This window comes from Pseudomonas ulcerans (genome assembly GCF_036324125.1).
GTDB lineage: Bacteria > Pseudomonadota > Gammaproteobacteria > Pseudomonadales > Pseudomonadaceae > Aquipseudomonas > Aquipseudomonas ulcerans.
Window position 1 is genome coordinate 23573 of sequence record NZ_JAZDQN010000032.1, and the last position, 21866, is coordinate 45438.

Below are 21866 nucleotides of genomic sequence, written 5' to 3' on the forward strand. Positions count from 1 at the left end.
CCCCATACTGATCGTTGCGATTGCCGTGCCCTCAATCCCCCAGTAGTCCCTCCACGAACCCGGCAAAGTCCGGCCCGCCGTCCAGCGCGGTGTACCTGAGCTGGACGATGATATCGGTCAGGCTGGCAAGCATCGCCTGCTGGCGCTGCGACTGGTGCCGCGGGAAGCTCAGTCGCCACACCGACAGTGCCCCGGTGCCCTCGAACGGCAGGTAGCGATCGTCATAGAAATCGAGCTGGAACACGCCGTGGTCGTCGAGCCCGCGGGACAGGCAGATGCTCTGGCTGGCCCGCGGGTTGTAGAGGATGTGCCGGGTATCGGCATCGGGCAGTTCGTAAAGGGCGTTCATCGCCCTTTCGTCGGCCTTGAGCACGGTGCGGCTGGCGACCTGGGTCAGCACGGCCTGGACATCCTGGTAGGGGCCGAGCAGCGCCGGCAACGAGATCGAGACGCTGACCAGCTGGCGCAGATAATGCCCGGGGTAGTCGTCATCGAACAGGCGTGGCGTCAGCTCGAAGTCGATCTTGCCCTCGCCCAGCAATGCGCTCATGGCCTGGTCCCAGGTCATGTCGCCGCCCTCCCGGCCGTCGAACAGGGCCTTCAGCGACACGGTGCGCACCAGCTCCAGGCGTCGCTCGAAACGCTTGAGCCAGGCCGACTCCATGCGCAGCAACTGCAGGCGCAAGGCGTCGCCAGCGGTCAGGCCGAAGTAATTATCGAACCAGACGTTGGGCTGGATGAAGCGGCTCTGGTAGTCGCCCATCTCATAGCGCCAGCTGGCCTCGCCGTTGAGGCACAGGCCCACCACCGCGTCGTAGGCCTGGTAGTAGAAGGTCGACATCTGGCTGACCAGCCATTGATACAGCCCTGCGTTGGTGCTGCGGGTCTTGAGGAAACGGTAGTAGTCCTGGGCCTGCTGCTCGGCCTTGGCGGCCTGGGCGATCTGCACCCTGGCCATCTCGATGGCGCTGTGCTGCGCAAGGATCTGCTCGTCGATGGCCTCCAGTTCGGCGGCGGCCTGGTCGCGCTGCAGTTCCCACTCCTGGTGACGGCGGCGGTATTGCTCGTTGATGCTCATGCGCTCGGCGACCATACGCGTGAAGGATGCCTTCAGCTGGAACACGCCCGCCGTCGCCAGCATCGCAGCACCCACGCGGTTGGGTCCGCCACCGAAGGCGGTGACGATCACCGAGGCCATTTGCGTCGCCCCCGCAGCGGTCTCGAAGCCCTGGCCGGTGGCGGAGGTGGCGGAAGCGTCTGCCTGCAGCTGGATCGACGTGATTTCGGCCTGCGACACGTTTTCTTCCGCCAGCCGTTCAAAATGGCCGCGCCGCTGCTCGATCACCCGTCGGCTGGCCTGCAGCGCCAGCAACGTGGCATTGGCCTGTTCCAGCGCCACCCCCTGCAACTGGATGGCGAACTGCGACAGCTCCAGCAGATGCGACTGTTGCAGTTCCTCCTGAGCAGCGCGGTCCTTCATTTCACGGTACAGCCGCACCTGCTCGCCGAAACGGCTCAAGGTCTCTACCGCGCCTTGCAGGCGTGGCAACAGCGCCTTGAAACGGAATGCCAGCACCGGCGCCAGGCTGCCGACGCCACGCTGCACCAGGCCGCTGCCGCTGTTCTGCGCATGCAGCAGGTCGAGGGGATCGGCCAGCGGTGCGTATAGCGGCAGCAGCAGCGGCTTGCCGTCGAGGGTCAGGTTGTTGCGCAGGTTGTGCAGCCGGCTTTCCAGCTGGTCCCAGAGGTCGAGCAAGTGGGTATTGACCGGCAGGCGGAAGCGCGGCGAATCCAGCAGTTCCAGCCACGGCGTGCCAGTGCAGGCGAGCGCCAGCGGCTGGCCGAGGGGCAGCTGCGCTTCGATCGCGGCGAACAGCCCGTCCTCCGGCCTGGCCGCCTCTTCCAGCGGCACAGGCTCCCAGCGCCCGATCATGCGGTTGTCCGGGCGCGGGCCGAGCAGGCTGAGGGCGCGGACATAGTTGAGCTTGGCCTCGTTCAGCGAATCCCGGGTCAGGCGGCGGTACAGCAGGTCGCCGTAGGCCAGCAGGTTCTGCACGTAGAAGGCGAAGATGCCCTTCTGGTAGTGGCTCGGCCGCCCGTAGCAGATGGCGTCCGGGTCGACGATACCCTCGACCTCGTAATCACCCCGGCCCTCCTCCTCCAGCGGTCGCACCGACCAGTAGAACGGGCTGGGCGGGTTGCTCGGCTTGATCCGTGCCTGGGGATTGAAGATGTAGTGCAGCCACTGCTCGGCGCCCTGGAAATCCGACTCGTGATGCAGGCGCCAGGCCAGCGCATGGGGGATATGGAAGAACAGTTCCCAGAAATAGCGTCCGTTGGCACCGTGGAAGTCCATCAGCAGCTTCTCCCCGGTGCTGGGCAAGGGCGGCTCTTCAATGTGCTGGGTGTCCCAGTCGATCAGCGTCGCCACCGAGACCATCGCCCGGGCTACCAGCTCCTTGGCGAACAGGGTGTTCAGGCGTACGTACCGCAGGCCTTTCAGGCCGAGGTTTTCCAGGTCGAGGAACTGGCCGCCTCTGCTGGTGATCAGGACAGGGGCCTTGGGTACGCTGGCCGGAGGGGAAATCTCGTAATGATTCATCGATTTCCAGTCGTCCTGGGAAAAGCCAAAGGCAACTGCGAGAAGCTCGCCGTCATCGAGGGGATGAACCCCGCGCCTGCTCCGTGCCTTGCCGTTGAGCACGACCCGCGAGGTATCCGACCAGACCTCCTCTGCCCCCTTGTACAGGCGGATCTGAAGATCAGCCGTGTAAGGGTCGAAGTAACCCAGCGTCTCGCTGGATCGACCCTGCACCCAGAAGCAGGGCCCTTCGCTGTCCAACCCGACCTCACAGTCCAGGGCCAGCGAGCCATTGAACGGGCCGGCGACAGCGTGCTCGCCATTGGGTACATGACGCACCTGCAAATAGAGCGGCTCACTGCTTGCCAACGGGTGCTGCAGCACCTGCGCAGGCTCGACGAAATAGCGGATCCCGCTGACGATCCTGGCGATCAGGCTGCCATCCCCGCCCGTCTTGTCGACCACGCCCTGGAACAGCACCTCGAAGCGCATGTCCAGGACCAGCCCCTCGATGGTTTTATCCTTGTTGGCGGCAAAGCCGATAACGATCTTCTTGTCTTGCGGATCGGCCTGGTTGACGAACGCGAACAGGCGGGTGAAGACGATCTCTTCCTCCAGCGCCAGGGCGAAGGTCATGGGTACCGACCAACTGCCATCCAGCAGGCGATAGGCAAGGTTCAGCGTGTAGTGCGGCACCTCCTCCATCAGCCCCGGCACCTCGGCACGGGCAGCCGGGACCGGGCGCTGCTGACGGCTGTATTCGGCCCAGAGCACATACAGCCGGCCATCGAGGACCAGGGGCCGCATCTGCACCACCTCGTGGCCCTTGGGCACCTCCACCGGCCGCCACTCGTCCCAGGCGGTGGGGCTGAGATAGTCATCGCCCTCGGCCCGCCCGTCCTCGGGGTCGTCGAAGCGGATCGCCGCCTTGCGCCAGTACCAGGCCCGCGGTTCGACGTTTTGCCGGCCGATGAAGTAGTAGTCGGCCTTGCGGAAGTCCAGGCCATCGATATAGCCCGTCCTGACCTCCAGGTTGCTGATGCGCTCGAACTTGTCCAGATAGTGCAGCAGCGCCTGCTGCACTGCGTCCTGGGAAATGCGGCTCTGCTCGGTATCGCCGATGAACTCGCGGAAGGCATCTGTCTGCTTCAGGCGCAGGCCCGGCACCAGGTAGTTCTCCGGATAGTCCTGGAGCATCTGGTTGGCGCCCCAGATCGAGTACTCGCTCTTGGCCGTGCGCCACTCTTGCTGCTCGCGGCCGTCGAGCATGCCCAGGTAGCCGGGCTCCATGCCGTTGAAGATGGCATGGATGTACTGCTGCAGGCTGGCGGTGGCCATGGCGATGCGGCTGGTGTCGACCTTGGCGCTGACCTGGTTGTCGATCAGCAGGAACTCGTACAGATCCTCCTCGGTGACCAGCTTTTGCGCGGCGGGCACGGCATGTTGCGTGGCGACATGGCCGAGAAAGAAGGCGACCAGGGCGTCGCGGTGGTCCTCGGCGAGGGTGGCATGGATGGGACTCATGAGACGTCTCCTTCGGACAGGTTTTCTGGAACGATGATCTGGGTCTGACCGGTCAGGAGTACGCGCTTCATGGTGTCCCCGGTCACCCGGAGATAGACCTGAGTGCCGGGCTTGGACACTCCCAGCGAGCTCACGCTGACGGTGAACCCATTCAACGACGGGTTGGCACTGAATTCGCGGGAATCCAGGAAGGAGTCGAAAAGACCAGTCCACAAGAAACCATCGACCCGGAACTGCTTGCCTTCGCGGCGCTTGAACTGGGCCGTGACAGTCGCCTTTTGTTGACCGGTAATGGTGATGCCCATCTGTACCTCGGCCCACTCGGAGCTCCGCAGCTTCAGCGGCAAGGAGACCTGCGCCAACTCGATCGAGGTCCCGTGTTCCCGACCCAGCACCGCCCCGGCAGTATCGGCATGGAGGACGACCTGGCCCTTGTCATCGGTCGGTCCGTCGACACGGTAGACCATGCCGTTGACACTGGACTGCACCGGAGACAACCACACACCCGCAATGGGGCCGGCGGCGTTGGCCAGGGTCAGGGTGAATCCGTAGCTGTCGCCGTGGTCGACGTTGAAGTTGTGGTTGCCCCAATCGATCAACCCGGGATCGGCGATTTGAGTCAGGCTCAACACCGCATCCTCGATGACCTCCTTGGCTTCGAAGACGTTTGTCCCGGCGAAGTGGATGCGCTTGGTCAGCTCGCCCAGAGTCTCGAAGCTGCAACTCGACCCAAGCTCTCCAGACCCGCCGATGATCGTACCAGAGTTGAACCAGACGCCGCCTGCCGCAGGCATGAGCAGATCGAAGCGGTTCGACATCGGCGCGCCTTGCAGGGTCAGCTGCAAACGCCGTTCACCCTCCCGCAGACTCAGGGGCGTGTTGCCATTGCGCCGACGCAGAAGGCCGGACAGCGCGGCAACCTCGCCCGACTCGACGGTTCCCCGGAAGAAATGCAGCTCGCTGCGTTCCAGATCCATCAAGTAACGCAGGCGCAACCTGATCTCAAGGGCAACATTGAGGTTGGACACGACCCTGACCACGATCTCGTTGCTCGAGGGATCGCTGTTGGCCAGGAACGCGGCCTGGGTGCAGTCGATGCTCAGCAGCGCATTGCCGTCCTCGTCGCAGCTGACCGTTTTGCCGAACGCCGGCGAGAAGGTCACGCCCAGCGCCTGGGGATCGGCGCCGGTGCCGAGGCTGTAGGTCAGGCGGCATTCGTTGTCTCCCGAGCCATCGCTGCGCAAAGCCCTGATCCGCACTTTAGATGACAACCCCGGATCGACGGCGAATATTGCTTGTGCCGGATCGACGGGGTCCATGCCAAGGCTGTCGTCGCCCTTCTCGGCCAGCAACGCGGTGTGGGGCGTCACCACCCTCACCTTGAAGTCGAACTTCTCGTTCTCGCGCAGGGAGCGCACGGTGATGGTCTGCTCGCCGAGATGCTCGGCCTTGAAATGGCACTGGTAGCTCGTTACGCCGTCGCGGTCGGTCGAGGTGGTCGCCAGCAGTTCCTCCCCACTCCACCAGGTCACCGGGTAGCCCGCCGCAGGCGGCTCCATGCGCAGCTGGAAGCTCGCCGGATGCGGCTGGTGGACGACGAAGTACTGTTCGGCAGGCTGCATGTCGACCATGGTCGGCAGCGCGAATACCGTGGTGCGCTCGGATGACAGCTTCTGCAGGTCTTTGTTGTCGAGCCTGGCGCCGACGGTCAGCGTCACCTCGCCCGGCTCGGGGCCCGTGTACTCGATGGTGGCGATGCCGTTGTCATCGGTAATGCTCCTGTCCGCCGAGAGCTCGCCGAAGTCCGCCTCCCATAGCACCGTCACCCGTTCTCTCGGACTGCCATCGAGCTTGACCACCCGGGCCGTGGCCACGGCCGGCTGGGTCGCCGCGACCGGCCCGCTGAAGCGCACATACTGGAAGTACTCCTGCTCGATGAAGCTGACCGCCGTGAAGATATGCTGCTCACCGTTCTGCGGCAGGTCGACCACCACCACCGCCGGCCCGGACGACAAGCTGCGCAACTGTGCGGTGGCGAAGCCATCGGCGTCGGTACGGGTCTGCGGACGCTCGAACTGGCCCAGGTCGGTGCTCCACTCGACGATCCGGTCGCGCGCCGGGTTGCCATTCTCGTCCTGTATCCGCAACCGGTATTCGATGGCCTGCAGGTTCCCGGCCAGCGCTTCTTGCGGGTCAAAGACCGGGTTCTGGATCACCAGGCTGGCATCGTCGCAGTCGATCTGCACCAGCGGTGCCAGGACCTGGCGGTCGAGACCGAAGCGGGCAATCACCTGGGCCGTGCCCAGCTCAGTGCCGGCGAACAGCTCGTTGCGCACCTGGCCGTTGGCATCGGTGACCAGCGAGGACGGTGTGTCGAGCAAGGAGAAGTCGGTATGCCAGGTGACGGTGATGCCCTCCAGCGGCCGGCCGAGAAAGTCTTTCACGGTCAGCAGGTAGCGGGCCTTGGCATCGGTGTTGGCCACCAGCACCTGGGTATCCACCACCATCCAGGAGGCTTCGCTCTGGCCCAGCTCGCCCTGCGGCCCCGGCTGCGCCCCGCCGGCGGCTTCCACCAGGCTGCCCAGCGCAGCTTCGGCGGCGGCGCGGTAGGCCTCGCGCGGACCGTTGCCACGCAAGCGACTCAAGGCCAGCGCAGCGCTGGTGCCCAGTTGCAGTGTGTCGCAGGTCTGCCGCACGCGCACCAGGTGATCCAGCTGGCGCACCGTGGCGATGATGCCGTTGTCGGTGATCTCCAGGGCGGTATCGAGGATGTCGCGGATGCCCAGGCCGGTGAACAGCGCGATCTTGCTGGCCGCATCCTCGCGGATCAGTTGCAGGTCCTGCTCGGTAAGGTCCGGCGGCAGGTCGTCCACCAGCTTCAGGTAGTCCAGCAGCGCCTGTTCGGCCTGGCGGGTGAACTCCAGCAGGAAGCGGTAGCGGCTGAGCAGGTACAGCTGGGCGAAGGTGACCTCGCTGTCATCGTCCGCCGACGCGTCATCGAACCAGTCACGGTGGCGCCGCCAGCAGCGTACCGCCAGCGGGCTGAGGCTGAGCTGGCCGACGATACCCATGCGATGGCTCAGGCGCGAGAACAGCGCCAGCACCTCGTCGCCCACCGGGATCGGCAAAGGCTCGGCGTCGCTGCCGTCGAACAGGCGCAGCACCTCGCCGAGCAACTGGTAGCTGCTGCCACCGGCCCAGGCCAGCACTTCCTGGTTGAGCTCGGCGCTGCCGCCGAAGGTGGCGGCCAGCGACTCCCAGACCAGGCTCTGCTGCGCCGAGCGGGCTGCCATCATCAATTGGAACACCTGCACCAGCACGTGCGGGGCATCGGGCAGTTCGAGGTCGTCGACCACTACCTCCAGACGTGCCTGCAGCGCGGCCTCGTACTCCTCGTTGGTGGGATATTCGGCCAGCTCGTGGATCAGGCCCTGTTCGGAAACGAAGGTCTGCAGCCGCGCGAGCCAGTCGATCGGCGTGGGAAGGTCGACCCCGGCGACCATGGGCACGCCGGCATCGCGGAAGGTCGCTTCACTGACGATGGTCGGCAGCATGCGCGTGTTGATCTGCCGCAGCAGGTCCAGCTCGCGGTCGCTGGCTGCGGCGGGCGCCAGCGGCATCAGGTGCTGGTACAGCCAGGCGACGCCAAGGTCGTTGTCGCGGCACCACTGCGCGGCATCCGCCAGCGACTGGATCACGCTGAGGGTGTCGCTCAGCTCGCTGTGCTGGTGGATCTCCAGTCGCGGACGGGCCAGCCGCACGATGTACTGGTGGCCGCGCTCGCCCATCAGTTGCAGCAACGCCAGTGCCTCCAGGCAGCCCAGCCCCAGCCACGCTGGCAGGCGCGCCAGGCGGTAGAACGCCGACACCACGGCAGGCGACCAATGCAGGACCTCGTCCTGGCCGTCCTCGAACAACTGCATCGCGTTCCAGGCCTGGAGGATGTAGCGGGCCAGATACAGGTAGGTCTCGAAATCCAGGCCCAGCGCGCTGCACAGGTGATTGATGCGGTGATATTCGGCATCGGTGGACGGCACGATGGCGAAGGGGCTGTCGTCCAGTACCAGTGGCTCGCTGAACAGCGTCGGGTCGTTGAACACCCGGTCGAACTGCGGGATCTCGCTGCCTCGTGCGTACAGGGCGACACCCTGCAGCAGCGCAGCGTAGTCCTCGGCACTGACCTTGAAGTCCCGCCGCAGGCGACGGAACAGGCCCAGGGCGCGCACCGTGTTTTCACTGATGCCGCGGCCACGGCCGGCGTCGCCGTATTCAGCCTGCAGGGCGGCATCGAGCAGGCGGTCGGCGTCGCCGAACGGCAGATCGAGCCAGCGCGCCAGGCGAACCATGCGCTGCATGCGGTCGAAGTGGTTGTTGCTCCAATCGCTCAACCGGTGTTCGCCTTCGGCACTGCTGATGTCGATGGCCGGCTCTGTCGCGGCGTTGATGTACACCGAGCCGAAGCGCGCCGGGGTCGCTGCCGCCAGGCCGGGCACGTTGGGCGAGGCCACCGGGGCATGGCGCTGGATCGACAGCAACGACTCGACGCCGTCCTGGTCAAGCCCGGTGCGCAGGCAGAAGGTGCTCAGTGGCAAAAGGTCCTCGGCCTTTTCCACGCCGTAGTGGCGCTGGAAGAAACCCGTCTGCAGGCGCAGCAGCGGCTCGCGCAACAGCGAGCGCGGGTTGGTGCGGGTCTGCACCGAACGTGCACTGGCCCGTCGCGCTCCCCGGGGGAAATACGCCGCTTCGAGGAGCAAGGCGCGCTGCTCCGGACCCAGCATGGTGTCCATCTGCAAGGCGTCATCGGAGCGCAGCGAATGCAGGCCGCCACGGCAGAAGTAGGGAAACGCCGGGTCGAGCTGGCGCACCAGGTCGCCCAGGCTGAAATCCTTGCGCCGCAGGATGGCGTTGATCTGCGACATGTAGCGCTCGAACGGCAGGGCGAACGGATGGCGCGCCTCCAGCAGCGCATCATCGACACTGCGGTCCTTCAGGTTGTGGTCGTCGAGGTGCTTGCGCGCCGCACCTTCGAGAATCTCGTTGACGATGCCGATGGTCGGCTCGACCCGTTCCAGGCTCTGGTTGTCCAGCACCAGGCCGGCCAGGTCGGGGCGCCGGGCCGCGAGAAATATCGGCTCGCCCTCTTCGGTATTGGCCAGCGGTTCGATCACCGTGGTCACCCACTGGAACAACGCGGTCAGGTAGGCCGCTGGCGAGGTGGTGGCCTCGATCGCGCCCGGCGGGCAATTGTCACCCCAGCTGGGACTGAACTGGCTGTCGAAGGTCGGCCCGTCCACCAGTGCGCGCAGGCCGGTGCGCCAGGGCTGCCCGGTGGTTTGCGCAGCGGTGAGGCGCTGTTCGCGATACTGCCGTGCCGCCAGCACCGTCAGCGCCGTGGCGCGCTGGTGCAGGGTGCGCGCTTCGTCGCCATCCAGTCCGGGGGCGCGCTTGAGCAGCGCCTCGACGCTACCTCGGGCAATCTCGAAGGCCGAACGCACCCCCGCCTGCAGCAGTTGCTCGGCCTGTTCCGGTCGGGTGGCGATGCGCGCCAGGGAGGTACCCACCGATGCCGCTTTGCGTCGAGCCATGAACAGGATCTCCATCGACTGGGGCGGCGCGAGGGGCCACCTATGCGATGAAGCTAATCAGCCGGGGATAATCGCGCTACTGACAGAAATATCAGGTGCCGCCGCAAACCCCGTGGCCGCAGGCTTCAAAGCATGCCGGCGGCGCGTTACCCTGCTGGGCTCGCGTCCACCGCCAATCAAGGAAATGCCATGGCAACCGCACTGCTGGTCATCGACGTACAGGAATCGCTTTGCAGCGGGGAGTTCGCCGCCCACGACATCCAGCGGGTGCTGGCGACCATCAACGCCAGCATCGCCCGCGCCCGGGCCGCCGGGCTGGCGGTGGTGTTCGTGCAGCACGAGCAGGACGACGACCCGTTGTTCCGCTTCGGCAGCCCGGGTTGGCAGTTGGCCAATGCCCTGCACGCCGAGCCGGAGGATGAGCGGGTACGCAAGACCACACCGGATGCTTTCCTCGACACGCCGCTGCATGCGCTGCTCCAGGGCCGTGGCATCGACCGCCTGCTGGTGTGCGGCCTGCAAAGCGATTTCTGCGTCGACACCAGCGTGCGACGGGCCCTGAGCCTGGGCTACCGCGTGGAATTGCTCGCCGACGCTCATTCGACGCTGGACAACGGCGTGCTCACGGCGGCGCAGATCAGCGCCCATCACAATGCCATCTTCGCCAGCATGACCAGCTTCGGTCCGCGCATCTATGTGCGCGCGGCGGCCGACGTGGCGTTCTGAAAAACGCCCTCAGTCGGGCTGGGCCACCACCCGGTTGCGCCCGCCCTGCTTGGCCGCATACATCAGTTCGTCGGCCTGCTTCAACGCCCTGGCGGCGTCGGCGCCTTCCGCACAACGGGCCACGCCAAGGGACACGGTGACGTGCCCGACCGGCTCCATCCGCGTCGCCTGCACCTGCCAGCGCAGGCGCTCGGCCATCTCGCTGGCGGCACCGATCGGGGTGTCCGGCAGCAGCAGCAAGAATTCCTCGCCGCCCAGGCGGAACGCCAGGTCGCCCTCGCGCGAGCATTCGCGCAGTACCCCCGCCAGGCGCGCCAGCACTTCGTCGCCGACATCGTGGCCATGGTTGTCGTTGATCGATTTGAAATGATCGATATCCAGCGCGATGACCGCGAACGGCTGGGCACGCTCGGCCATCACCTCCAGCGCCTCGTCCAGCGCGCGGCGGTTGAACAACCCGGTGAGCGGGTCGGTCTGCGCCTGCAGGTTGAGGCGCCCCATGCGCTCCTGCATCACGTTGATCCCGCGCAGCAATGCGCGCTTGATATGGTCGGCCTCGAAATACCAGGCTCGCACCCGGCGGATGCGCTCCGGCGAACTGCCCGCGTTCATCGCGTTGGTGTTGTCCGCCAACTGGCGCAGCGGGCGGGTGATCAGTAGGGTCATCCACCAGATCCCGACGAGGCCCAGCAGTCCCACCGGAGCGGTGCCGCGCAGCATCTGCCACATCAGGCCGTCCAGCGGCGCCACGGTGTCGCGGTAGGGCTTCTGCGAGACCACCCCCCAGTGCGTCAGGGGGATGTCGGCGTAGCCGGCGAGCATGTCGGTGCCCTGGGAGTTGGTTACCGGCATGGCACCGCTCTCCCCGGCCAGCACCGCGTCCACCGCGAGGTTCTTGCCGACGACGCTGCCGACCCGGTCGAACTGAGGGTGGTAGAGCAGGCGCCGGTTGTTGTCGACCACGTAGCTGAGGGTGCCGTCGCGGTAGAAATGGTTGCTGATCAGGGTGTGCAGGATGCCCTTCTCGCGCAGGTACACGGCACCGCCGACGAAGCCCAGGTAACGTTGCTGCGCATCGAACACCGGGTGGGAGACGAACACCACCAGGTTGCCGGTGCTGGAGGTGTAGGCGTCACTGATCAGCGGCAAGCGGCTGTCGAGGGCGTGCTCGGCGCCGCTGGAGGTCAGCGCCTGGCCGTCGTGCAACAGCGACGGCGGCCAGGCGGCAAGCACGTGGCCGGTGGCATCGACGATGGTGATGGCATTGAAGCCCTGGTCCTGCTCCTGGATACGCCGCGCTTCGGCATGGAGCAGGCGCGGGTTGTCGAAGTCTCGGCTCATCTGGCCGACGCTGTAGGCCAGTTGCTGCTGCGCCGAGAGCAGGAAGGCCTCGATGCTCGACGCCACCTTGGCCGCGTAGGCGCGGTTGGCTTCCAGGGCGTTGTCCACCAGCACCTGGTGTTGCACCTTGCGCGCCGCATAGAAACTGTTGGCCAGGGTCACCCCGGCAGTGACCAGGGCAAACAGCAGGATGATCTTGCGCAGGTCGATGTGCTTGAAGGTCATTGGGCCCTTTCCCGATCCGAGGTCCTCAGAACGATAGAACAATTGTTGTAGGCGGTTTCCGCGAGACGGGCTACGACAGCAGAAATTGCAAGGAGTTGCCGTCTGGTGTTGTAGGCCATCAGCCATTGTCTTGGCAGGAAAGCATCCCGAGCCTGGTTGCGACTTCAGCCCATGGTCAGACAATTCAACAAGATGCGCGCCGCATCGGGGCTCACTGTCATTGTCCTGTCGGAAATCGGGACATTGAAATCATATGGCCATCATCCATGCTTGATCCCGCGACCGCACCCAGGGACCGGGAGCCGGGATGCGCCTTCGGGGCGTGGTCGCCTTGCCAACCCATGATCCAAGGAGAGTTTCATGTCCGGAACGACCAACACCGTCGACGTCTTGCTGCTTGTCGATGCCGACAATCTCATCAGCACCGGCAACGTCGAAGACTCGGTATCCCTGGTGGTCCAGCGCAAGCTGGTCGACCAGAACGCCAAGAACGACGAGCTGGACGGCGGCAGCGAGCTGTGGTTCGACCTGAAGAACGGCGACAACGTGCGCTGGCGCGCCACCACCCTGTCGCGCAACTTCGACACCACCGCACTCATCAGCAACATCGTCCTCGGCAACAACAACAGCGGCAAGTATGGCGGCGTGCTGTCGGACCCCATCCCGCTGACATTCGACGACGTGCCAGTGGCCTACCTCAAGGACAAGACGCCGACCTTCGGCTCCACCGCCACCACCGTCTCCGTCTGGCAGGCCAGTGCCGAGAAGCCCGGCAAGCTCTTCTACCGGATCCAGTTCTACCTGCTCGACCGGGAAACCAAGGTCGTCGGCGGCCCGTACATCTGGGACCCGTACATCACCATCACCAACTGACCCTGCTGAATCGGCTCACCTCACGGCACGCGCCAGCGGTGAGCCCTTGGACCAAGGTCGCCCCCGTTCCCTGCAACATTTTGTTCAAACCCACGGGCCAATTGATTATGCTGGCGGGCTTATGCCATGGCGCATCGCCACATCGACAAGTACCCCGCCCATGAAAGTATTCATCGTCCTGCTGTTCGTCGTCTCCATCGCCTACGTGCATTTCCGTGGTCGCGTGCGGCACAAGATCACCCGCCAGCTGGGTGACCACTCCAGTTTCCTGGCGCCGGTCAACGCCTTCCTCTATCTGTTCTCCCGCTTGCCAGCCAAGCCGTACCTGCCCACCGAGGCCTTCCCGGAACTCAAGCCATTGCAGGACAACTGGCAGGAAATCCGCGAGGAAGCCCTGCAACTGCTGCATGTCGGCGAGATCAAGAGTTCGCAGAACTACGACGACGTCGGCTTCAACTCGTTCTTCAAGAGTGGCTGGAAGCGCTTCTACCTGAAGTGGTACGGCGAGAGCCACCCGTCGGCGATGAAGTTGTGCCCGCGCACCACCGAGCTGCTGCAGAGTATCGGCACGGTCAAGGCGGCGATGTTCGCCACCCTGCCGCCGGGGTCGAAGCTGGTGCGTCACCGCGACCCCTATGCCGGCTCGTACCGCTATCACCTGGGCCTGGACACGCCGAACGACGAGGCCTGCTTCATCTGCGTGGATGGCGAGAACTATCACTGGCGCGATGGCGAGGCGGTGATGTTCGACGAGACCTACATCCACTACGCGGCCAACCAGACCGAGCACAACCGGGTGATCCTGTTCTGCGACGTCGAGCGGCCGTTGAAGTATCGCTGGGCCACGGCGTTCAACCGCTGGTTCAGCACCAACGTGATGGCCGCCGCGGCGGCGCCGAACGATGCCGGCGACAAGACCGGCGGGATCAACCGGCTGTTCACCCGCATCTACAAGATCCGCGAGCGCGGCAAGGCGCTGAAGAAGCGCAACCGCGCGCGGTACTACGCCGAGAAATGGGCGGTGGTGGCGGTGATTGCGTTGGTGTTCATCTATATCTGATTGACTCATCGGTTTTGCGGGAACTTGTGGGAGCGGGTTTACCCGCGATTACAATGGTGAATTCACTACAGTAATCGCGGCGGTCCGGCGCTCCGGTAAACCCGCTCCCACACGGTAAGCGTCGCTTTCTCAACCAAGGATCTCCCATCCTATTTGAAGATCGTCAGCAGAATCCGCACATCCTCTTCCCCGACATTGCGGAACCAGTGCTCGCAATCCCCCTTCACCGTCGCCGTATCGCCCTCGTTCAACACCACCACCTGCTCCCCGGCATGCACCTCCAGTGTCCCTTTGATGATGTGGAAGATCTCCCGCGACCCGCTCTTGTGCGGGGAAAACCTGGCCGATGACGCCCCCGGCGGCACGCTGTAGGACAACAGCTCCAGGTCCGGCCCCGGCCGCGCCAGGGCCAGCCTGACGATCCCGGTTTCCTCGTCGACGAAACGCAGGTTCTCTCCTGCCCGGGTCACTTCGGTGGGTTCCTGCTCGATCAGTTCCGACAGCTCGCAGCCCAGCCCCCGGGCAATCGCCAGGGCATTGCGCAGGCTCGGGCTCAACATGCCCCGCTCCAGCCGCGACAGCGCCGCCGTCGATACACCGCTGCTTTGCGCCAGCTGGTCCAGGGTAACCCCCAGTTGCAAGCGCCGCTGACGCACCGCCACGCCGAACAGGTCCTGTTCGGTTTGCTCGTCTTTGTCTTTCATCCTGTCCCTTGCATCTTGCGATTTGCCTATCTGCAAATATAATTGCGAAAAAGCAAACGTCGAGTCTGTGAAATGAATGCCTTCCTTGCAGCGTCCCCGGTGTTTTCCTCGATCCTGGCCCTCGGCCTGGGTATCCGTTCCTTGCACGCAGCGCTGCTCGGGGTCCTGGCTGCCGTGATGGCGGCCATTATTGCCTTTCCGCTGGACTCAGCGGAAATCGGCGTGGCCCTGGTCAAATGGTTGCCGCTGGTGCTGGAGGTGGTGCTGATCGTCGGCGGTGGCCTGCTGATGTCCGAAGTCCTGCGTCACGCCGGAGCCCAGGCGGCCCTGGCCAACTGGATCAAGGGGCGTACCGGTACAGGTGTCGCAGCCGTACTGCTCGTGGTACATGGCATTACACCGTTCGCCGAATCTGTGACCGGATTCGGCATCGGCGTCACCATCGGCATCCCGCTGCTGGTGTTCATGGGCCTGGCGCCGCGCCACGCGGCGTTGATCGGCCTGCTCGGCCTGTGCGCCGTGCCCTGGGGCTCGATGGGGCCCGGAACGATGATCGCCGCCAGCCTCGCCGGGTTGCGTTTCGATGAGCTGGGGGTGGCTTCGGCGCTGTTGAGCCTGCTGCCCTTCGCCATCAATGGCGCGGTCGCGGCCTGGCTGGTCAGTACACCAGGGCAGCGGCCACGGGCACTGCTGCTGGCGCTGGGTTCAGCGTTGCTGCTGACCGTTGCCGTAGGCCTGTCGAACCTGGCGTTCGGCACGGCACCGGCCGGCGCCCTGGGCAGCGTGGCGATCATCTGCCTGCACCTGCTGCGGGGTGCCGGGCGCGGCGAGGCGCTGCTGCCGATCGGGCAGCGGGCGCTGAAAGCGTACGGTGTGCTGCTTGGCGGCGTCCTGCTGGCGGGTAGCCTGGTGCGTTTCGGTGGTTTCCCGGAGACCTGGCATTACCTCGCCTCGCCGGCGCTGTGGCTGTTCGTCGCCGCGCTGTGGTTCTGCGCCGGACGGCCGCCGGCCGAGCCGCTGGCGCGGGCCTGGAAGTCCTGGTTGCAGGTGGCGCCGGTGACCGCGCTGTTCATCGTCATGGGCATCGTCATGGCGGTCAGCGGCACTGCGGCCTACCTGGCGCGATTGCTGGCGGACATGGGTTCCGGCTACCTGGCGATCGCGCCGTTCGTGGGGGCACTGGGCGGTTTCGTCACCGGCTCCAGCAGCGGTTCCAACGCCATGTTCGCCGCGACCCAGGCCGAGATCGCCCGCACCCTCGGGGCCAACCTGCTGCTGTTCATGGCGACCCACAATGTCGCCGCCGCCATTTCCATCCTTGCCTCACCGGGCAAGATCGAGATGGCCCTGCAACTGGCTGGCGACGCGGGCACGCAACGGCGCTGGGTACAGCGCCTGGCCATCATCGTGGTAGGGTGCAGCGCCGGCTTGATGGCGCTGGTCAATGTGCTGGCGGGTCAATGGTTCTAAAGCACTAGCGGCTCAGGCCCAACGACCATTGGCGAGCCTTTCGCCGAGCGACTAGCTTCACTGTTCGATTGATCGCAAACCAACAAGGTGAACACGATGAGCATGATGGACTGGGATGGTTACCGTAAGCAGCTGATGGCCGGGATCGGCGACCTCAAGCACCTCTCCCCCGACACCGTCGCCGGCTACATGACCGCCAGCGGCGCCGGGGCCAAGACCAACCACCTGGACGCCAAGACCCGTGAGCTGATTTCCCTGGCGGTGGCGGTCACCACCCGTTGCGATGGCTGCATTGCCGTGCATTCGAAGGAAGCGGTGAAGCATGGCGCAACCCGCGAGGAAATCGCCGAGGCGCTGGGCGTGGCGGTGGCGATGAACGCCGGGGCGGCGCTGGTGTACTCGGCGCGGGCGCTGGATGCGGTGGGCAAGGCTGGGGAATGACCCCACAACCGCGGTAGGAGCTGGCAAGCCAGCTCCTACCGCGGTTATCGCATGTCCATCCACCTTGCCAATCCCCTAGAATGCAGCACTCCCCTCCCTCACCAAGGCTCCCCATGCTGCAGATCCGCCCGATGACCACCGCCGATTTCGACCGTTTCTGGCCCACTTTCCAGGCCATCATCGCGGCCCGGGAAACCTATGCCTACGATCCGGCCATGACCCTGGAACAGGCACGCCAGCTGTGGCTCGACATCCCCGTGCACACCCTGGTCGCCGAGGACGACGGCGAGCTGCTCGGTGCCTACTTCCTCAAGGCCAACGCCGCCGGCCCCGGCAGCCATGTCGGCAACTGCGGCTACATGGTCAGCGAAGCCGCCCGTGGTCGCGGCATCGCCCGGGCCATGTGCGAACACTCCCAGCAACTGGCCCGCGCCTCGGGCTTCCTCGCCCTGCAGTTCAACTCGGTGGTGGCGAGCAACGAAGTCGCCGTTGCCCTCTGGACCAAGCTCGGCTTCGAGACCGTCGGCCGCCTGCCCAAGGCCTACCGCCATGGCCGCCTCGGCCTGGTGGACTGCCTGGTGATGTACAAGTGGCTGGGCGAACCGGAGCAACCGAAGCTGATCGGCCGCAAGAATATCGAGGCCGTGGTCTCCCGGCGTCGCGGCCGCTGATGGAACACCGTCACCTGCGCGACGCCTTCGTCGGCCTGCCGCTGTTCTTCGCCGTCGCCGAGGAGCGCAGCTTCACCAAGGCCGCCGCGCGCCTGGGCCTGTCGCAGACCGCCGTCAGCCATGGCATCCGCAACCTGGAGGCGCGCCTGGGCGTACGCCTGCTGTCGCGCAACTCGCGCAGCGTGGTGCCCACCGAGGCCGGCGAGCGCCTGTTGCAGCAGGTTGCGCCGCAGATGGCACAGATCGACGCCGAGCTGGAAGCGCTGAACGACCTGCGCGACAGCCCCACCGGGACGATCCGCATCACCGCATCGAACCACGCCGTGCAGTCGGTGCTGATGGGCAAACTCAAGCGCTTCCTGCCGCAGTACCCCGGGATCAACGTCGAGATATCCGCCAACAATGGCCTGGTCGACATCGTCGCCGAGCGCTTCGACGCCGGCGTGCGCCTCGGCGAAGCCCTGGCCCAGGATATGATCGCGGTACGCATCGGCCCGGACGCCGGCTTTGCCCTGGTCGCCACCCGCGCCTACCTTGCCCGCCATCCGGCCCTCGAATGCCCGGAAGACCTTGCGCAACACAACTGCATCAATATCCGCTTCGCCACCCACGGCAATATCTGGCCCTGGGAGTTCGCCCGCGACGGTCGCCCGCTGCATGTCCGCGTGACCGGGCAGCTCACCTTCAACAGCATCCTCGACTGCCTGGAAGCGGCGATCGCCGGACTGGGCCTGGCCTATGTGCCACAAGAGCTGGCCGATCCCTGGTTGCGCTCCGGCCACCTGGTACGCCTGCTGCAAGACTACTGCCCGGTCTGGCCCGGCCTGCACCTGTACTACCCGAGCCGGCGCCAGCCTTCGGGGGCGATGAACCTGCTGATCGCTGCGCTGCGCCTGGAGCAGGACTGATGGCCCGCGAACCCTACGGCGAACTGCTCGCCCTGCTGGCGGTGGCCCGCGAGCGCAACTTCACCCGAGCGGCGGCGCAACTGGGCATGTCGCAGTCGATGCTCAGCTACACCATCCGCGAAATGGAAAAGCGCCTGCAGATCCGCCTGCTCACCCGCAGCACCCGCAGCGTGTCCCTGACCGAAGCCGGCGAGCGCCTGCTGGAGGCGGTAGGCCCGCGCCTGGCGGTGATCGAAAGCGAACTGCAGGCGGTGATCGAACTAGGCGACAGCCCCGGCGGCACCCTGCGCTTCACCGCCAGCGACCACGCCATCGACAGCCTGCTCTGGCCCAGGCTGGCGCCCTTGCTGCAACGCTATCCGCGCCTGCAGGTGGAAATGCACTCGGACTACGCCCTGACCGATATCGTCCAGGGCCGCTATGACTTCGGCGTGCGCCTGGGGGACGGACTGGCGAAGGATATCCAGGCCGTGCGCATTGGCCCGGACATGCGCCTGGCGATCGTCGCCACCCCGCACTACCTCGCCGCGCGCGGGATTCCGCTGGCGCCGGAAGAGCTGATCAACCACGACTGCATCAACCTGCGCCTGCCGACCCTGGGCAACCTGTATGCCTGGGAGCTGAAATGCGGCGAACGGGAGTTGAACGTGCGGGTCAACGGGCACCTGGTGTTCAACGGCATCTACCAGATCATGACGGCCGCCCTCGATGGCCACGGGCTGGCCTATGTGCCGGAAGGCATGGCCCGGCCGCACCTCGACAGCGGCCGGCTGGTGGCGGTGCTGGAGGACTGGTGGCGGGAGTTTCCCGGCTTTCACCTGTACTACTCCAGCCAGCGCGAGGTATCGCGGGCGATGCAACTGGTGATCGATGAGTTGCGCTATCCGTACAACCACCCCACGTAGGAGCGATTTATCAATTCTGTCACTAGCACCTAGCAAACCAGCCCACCCATCCCCTTCCAGTCCCTGTGCTAGCGTTTCCCGACGGGTTCGCGCGCTCCGCCGCGCACTGCTGCCTAGAACAAGCCCGCTCAGATAACCGACCGAAGACTGGTGACTCCCCATGGACCTGCGAATCAACCAACAGACCTACCAGGTCGATGCCGACGCAGACACGCCCCTGCTCTGGGTGCTGCGCGACGATCTCGGCCTGACCGGGACCAAGTACGGCTGCGGCCTGGCCCAGTGCGGCGCCTGTTCGGTGCTGGTGGACGGCAATGTGCTGCGCTCCTGCGTCACCCCGGTGGCCGCGGTGGCCGGACGCGAGATCACCACCATAGAGGCGGTCGAGGCCGATGAGGTCGGCAAGCGCGTGGTCGAATCCTGGGTCAAGCACCAGGTGGCCCAGTGCGGCTACTGCCAGTCCGGCCAGGTGATGGCCGCCACCGCCCTGCTCAAGCACAACGCCCACCCCAACGACAGCGAGATCGAGGCGGCCATGGTCAACCTGTGCCGCTGCGGTACCTACAACGCTATTCGCAGCGCAGTGCACGACGTTGCCAACAACGAGGGGGCTGCCTGATGAGCACTGAACAGTTACCCCTGGGCGAACCGGTCAACCTGTCACGCCGACGCTTCCTCCTCGCCAGCGCCGGCGCCGCAGTCGGCGCCCTGGTCCTCGGCTGCGGCCTGCCGCTGGGCATCAGCCGCGCCGAAGCCGCCAGCGGAGCTGCGGCGCCTGGCATCAAGGTCCCGGCCCTGCTGGAAATCCGCCCCGACGGTCGCGCTCGCCTGCTCTGCTCGTTCATGGAAGGCGGCCAGGGCATCTACACCGCCATGGCGCAGATCGTCGGCGAAGAACTGGACCTCGATCCCGCTCACTTCATCGTCGAAGCCGCGCCGCCCGGCCCTCCCTTCGTGGTGATGGACAACGGCATGCGCATCACCGGCGGCAGCATGTCGGTGCGCACCAGCTACCCGACCATGCGCAAGCTCGGCGCCCTGGCCCGGGCCATGTTGCTGCAGGCAGCCAGCGAACAACTCAAGGTGCCGGTCAGCGAACTGAGCACCGAACCCGGCCGGGTGTTGCATGCGGCGTCCGGTCGATCCCTCGGCTACGGCGAACTGGCCCAGCGGGCCATGGACCTGCCGGTGCCGGACGCCGACAGCGTGCCGCTGCGCGACCCGGGCCAGTTCCGCTGGATCGGCAAGCCGGTGCAGCGCGTCGATGCCTACGACAAATCCACCGGCAAGGCCGTGTACAGCATCGATATCAAGGTCGACGGCATGCTTCACGCCGCCGTGCAGCACGCGCCGCGCCTGGGCATGACCGTGGGCAGCGTGCGCAACGAGGCGCAGGTCAAGGCCATGAAGGGCGTGCATTCCGTGCATCGCCTGCCCGGTGCCATGGCCGTGGTGGCCGAACGCTGGTGGCACGCCAAGCGCGCCGCCGAGGCGCTGCAAGTGGAGTGGCAGGAAGCTACCGCCGATTCGAAACTGCGGGCCATGCCGGCGGACTTTTCCAGTGATGCTCATTGCGAGCATCTGGCGGCGCAAACAGGCCCGGGCCGCGATGCGGAGAAAGAAGGCGATTTCGCCAGCGCCTGGAACAGCGCCACCACCAAGGTTGAAGCCACCTACCACAACCAGTACCTCAACCACGCCCAGCTCGAACCGCCGTCAGCCACCGCCCGGTTCAATCCGGACGGCACGCTGGAGGTCTGGCTGCCGAACCAGGCGCCGGACATGTTCCGCGCCGATATCGCCAAGCGCACCGGTCTCGATCCCGAAAAGATCAGCCTGCACTCGCCACTGCTCGGCGGTTTCTTCGGTCGGCACTTCCTCTACGACAGCGCCAATCCCTATCCCCAGGCGATCGAGCTGGCCAAGGCCACCGGGCGCCCGATCAAGCTGATCTGGAGCCGCGAGGAAGAGTTCGTTCGCGACGTTCTGCGGCCCATGGCGGTGGTCAAGTTCCGCGCCGCGCTGGACCAGGACGGCCTGCCCGTGGCCCTGGAAGCGGTCAGCGCCACCGAAGGCCCGACCGAAGCCATCGCCGGCAAGCAAGGAGAGAAGATCGACAACACCGCCGTCGAGGGCCTGGCCGGCAAAGCCTACACCATCGCCAACCGGCGCATCGCACAGATCTACGTCAAGGGCCCGGCGATGCTTGGTTACTGGCGCTCGGTGGGCAACTCGCTGAACGACTTCTTCTACGAAGCCTTCCTCGACGAACTGGCCGACCAGGGCAAGCACGACCCCTTCGAGCTGCGCCTGAAACTGCTGCGCGACAACCCGCGGCTGACCACCCTGCTGCAAGCGGTGGGCGAGCTGTCCGGCGGCTGGAAGCGCGGGCCCTTCGTCGCCGAGGACGGCAGCCGGCGCGCCCGTGGCGTGGCCATGGCCTCGCCATTTGGCTCGGAGGCGGCGGTGATCGCCGAGGTCTCCATCGAGCACGGCCAGGTGCGCGTGCACGATATCTGGCAGGCCATCGACCCCGGCAGCATCGTCAACCCGGCGATCATCGAGGCCCAGGTCAATGGCGCGGTGTCCCTCGGGCTGTCCCAGGCCCTGCTGGAGGAAGCGGTGTATATCGACGGCCGGCCGCGAGCGCGCAACTACGACCTCTACCCGATCCTGCCGGCCTCCCGGATGGCCCGGGTGCATGTGAAGATCATCGAGAGCGGCGCGAAGATGGGCGGTATCGGCGAGCCGCCGCTGCCGGCCACGGCGCCGGCGGTGGCCAATGCCGTGGCCCACCTGACCGGCCAGCGCATCCGCAGCATGCCCCTGTCGCGCTACAGCTTCAGCTGAGG

Annotated in this window: 14 protein-coding genes; 10 read left to right on the forward strand and 4 right to left on the reverse strand. The window is 65.8% G+C overall.

The genetic code is table 11. The features are described 5' to 3' along the window. Positions 1-31 precede the first annotated feature (31 nt). Together V0R59_RS23330 and V0R59_RS23335 are read right to left on the reverse strand one after the other, a co-directional pair. Positions 32-4105 carry a Tc toxin subunit A-related protein gene (locus V0R59_RS23330; RefSeq protein WP_330075463.1) on the reverse strand — a complete coding sequence of 1358 codons (4074 nt, stop codon included), beginning with the start codon at positions 4103-4105 and terminating at the stop codon, positions 32-34. Beyond that, on the reverse strand, positions 4102-9690 hold the full coding sequence (locus V0R59_RS23335) for a Tc toxin subunit A (RefSeq protein WP_330075464.1): 5589 nt from the start codon (positions 9688-9690) through the stop codon (positions 4102-4104). The genes V0R59_RS23330 and V0R59_RS23335 overlap by 4 nt, the downstream gene beginning before the upstream one ends. A gap of 189 nt (positions 9691-9879) precedes the next feature. On the opposite strand from V0R59_RS23335, the gene V0R59_RS23340 reads away from it, so the two are divergent. Continuing rightward, on the forward strand, positions 9880-10416 hold the full coding sequence (locus V0R59_RS23340) for a cysteine hydrolase family protein (RefSeq protein WP_330075465.1): 537 nt from the start codon (positions 9880-9882) through the stop codon (positions 10414-10416). A 9-nt stretch (positions 10417-10425) separates the two neighbouring features. On the opposite strand, the gene V0R59_RS23345 is transcribed toward V0R59_RS23340, so the two are convergent. After that, positions 10426-11982, reverse strand: a complete 1557-nt coding sequence (locus V0R59_RS23345) for a sensor domain-containing diguanylate cyclase (RefSeq protein ID WP_330075466.1) — start codon at positions 11980-11982, stop codon at positions 10426-10428. Between the two features lie 360 nt (positions 11983-12342). Here V0R59_RS23345 and V0R59_RS23350 point away from each other — a divergent pair, with 360 nt between their 5' ends. Further along, positions 12343-12855 (forward strand): AidA/PixA family protein, encoded by a 513-nt coding sequence (locus V0R59_RS23350; RefSeq protein ID WP_330075467.1) that lies wholly within the window; start codon positions 12343-12345, stop codon positions 12853-12855. A gap of 160 nt (positions 12856-13015) precedes the next feature. Further along, the gene (gene lpxO / locus V0R59_RS23355) at positions 13016-13915 is read left to right on the forward strand and encodes a lipid A hydroxylase LpxO (protein WP_330075468.1); all 900 of its coding nucleotides are present in this window, start codon (positions 13016-13018) and stop codon (positions 13913-13915) included. 149 nt (positions 13916-14064) lie between these two features. Here lpxO and V0R59_RS23360 read toward each other — a convergent pair whose 3' ends face one another. Then, on the reverse strand, positions 14065-14619 hold the full coding sequence (locus V0R59_RS23360; RefSeq protein WP_330075469.1) for a helix-turn-helix domain-containing protein: 555 nt from the start codon (positions 14617-14619) through the stop codon (positions 14065-14067). Between the two features lie 72 nt (positions 14620-14691). Between V0R59_RS23360 and V0R59_RS23365 the strand changes: the two genes are divergently transcribed. The 7 genes from V0R59_RS23365 (at position 14692) to V0R59_RS23395 (ending at position 21864) form a co-directional block, all read left to right on the forward strand. Continuing rightward, complete coding sequence (locus V0R59_RS23365; RefSeq protein WP_330075470.1) at positions 14692-16089, forward strand: L-lactate permease; 1398 nt, start codon at positions 14692-14694, stop codon at positions 16087-16089. A gap of 96 nt (positions 16090-16185) precedes the next feature. Further along, a complete protein-coding gene (locus tag V0R59_RS23370) occupies positions 16186-16530 on the forward strand; it encodes a carboxymuconolactone decarboxylase family protein (protein WP_330075471.1) in 345 nt (114 codons plus the stop codon). Between the two features lie 113 nt (positions 16531-16643). Next, the gene (locus V0R59_RS23375) at positions 16644-17201 is read left to right on the forward strand and encodes a GNAT family N-acetyltransferase (RefSeq protein WP_330075472.1); all 558 of its coding nucleotides are present in this window, start codon (positions 16644-16646) and stop codon (positions 17199-17201) included. After that, complete coding sequence (locus tag V0R59_RS23380; protein ID WP_330075473.1) at positions 17201-18109, forward strand: LysR family transcriptional regulator; 909 nt, start codon at positions 17201-17203, stop codon at positions 18107-18109. The genes V0R59_RS23375 and V0R59_RS23380 overlap by 1 nt, the downstream gene beginning before the upstream one ends. Further along, on the forward strand, positions 18109-19014 hold the full coding sequence (locus tag V0R59_RS23385) for a LysR substrate-binding domain-containing protein (RefSeq protein ID WP_330075474.1): 906 nt from the start codon (positions 18109-18111) through the stop codon (positions 19012-19014). Before V0R59_RS23380 ends, V0R59_RS23385 begins: the two co-directional genes overlap by 1 nt. Positions 19015-19174: 160 nt before the next feature. Beyond that, positions 19175-19633, forward strand: coding sequence for a (2Fe-2S)-binding protein (locus V0R59_RS23390; protein WP_330075475.1), 459 nt, complete (start codon positions 19175-19177; stop codon positions 19631-19633). After that, positions 19633-21864: a xanthine dehydrogenase family protein molybdopterin-binding subunit gene (locus tag V0R59_RS23395; RefSeq protein ID WP_330075476.1), complete on the forward strand. Its 2232-nt coding sequence runs from the start codon at positions 19633-19635 to the stop codon at positions 21862-21864. Before V0R59_RS23390 ends, V0R59_RS23395 begins: the two co-directional genes overlap by 1 nt. Positions 21865-21866: the final 2 nt, after the last annotated feature.

Bases quoted from the DNA above. Each gene is read 5' to 3' on its own strand.
- V0R59_RS23345 (WP_330075466.1), bottom strand. From the start codon at position 11,982: ATGACCTTCAAGCACATCGACCTGCGCAAGATCATCCTGCTGTTTGCC.
- lpxO (WP_330075468.1), top strand. From the start codon at position 13,016: ATGAAAGTATTCATCGTCCTGCTGTTCGTCGTCTCCATCGCCTACGTG.
- V0R59_RS23375 (WP_330075472.1), top strand. From the start codon at position 16,644: ATGCTGCAGATCCGCCCGATGACCACCGCCGATTTCGACCGTTTCTGG.
- V0R59_RS23340 (WP_330075465.1), top strand. From the start codon at position 9,880: ATGGCAACCGCACTGCTGGTCATCGACGTACAGGAATCGCTTTGCAGC.
- V0R59_RS23365 (WP_330075470.1), top strand. From the start codon at position 14,692: ATGAATGCCTTCCTTGCAGCGTCCCCGGTGTTTTCCTCGATCCTGGCC.
- V0R59_RS23385 (WP_330075474.1), top strand. From the start codon at position 18,109: ATGGCCCGCGAACCCTACGGCGAACTGCTCGCCCTGCTGGCGGTGGCC.
- V0R59_RS23370 (WP_330075471.1), top strand. From the start codon at position 16,186: ATGAGCATGATGGACTGGGATGGTTACCGTAAGCAGCTGATGGCCGGG.
- V0R59_RS23330 (WP_330075463.1), bottom strand. From the start codon at position 4,105: ATGAGTCCCATCCATGCCACCCTCGCCGAGGACCACCGCGACGCCCTG.
- V0R59_RS23335 (WP_330075464.1), bottom strand. From the start codon at position 9,690: ATGGCTCGACGCAAAGCGGCATCGGTGGGTACCTCCCTGGCGCGCATC.
- V0R59_RS23350 (WP_330075467.1), top strand. From the start codon at position 12,343: ATGTCCGGAACGACCAACACCGTCGACGTCTTGCTGCTTGTCGATGCC.
- V0R59_RS23360 (WP_330075469.1), bottom strand. From the start codon at position 14,619: ATGAAAGACAAAGACGAGCAAACCGAACAGGACCTGTTCGGCGTGGCG.
- V0R59_RS23380 (WP_330075473.1), top strand. From the start codon at position 17,201: ATGGAACACCGTCACCTGCGCGACGCCTTCGTCGGCCTGCCGCTGTTC.
- V0R59_RS23395 (WP_330075476.1), top strand. From the start codon at position 19,633: ATGAGCACTGAACAGTTACCCCTGGGCGAACCGGTCAACCTGTCACGC.
- V0R59_RS23390 (WP_330075475.1), top strand. From the start codon at position 19,175: ATGGACCTGCGAATCAACCAACAGACCTACCAGGTCGATGCCGACGCA.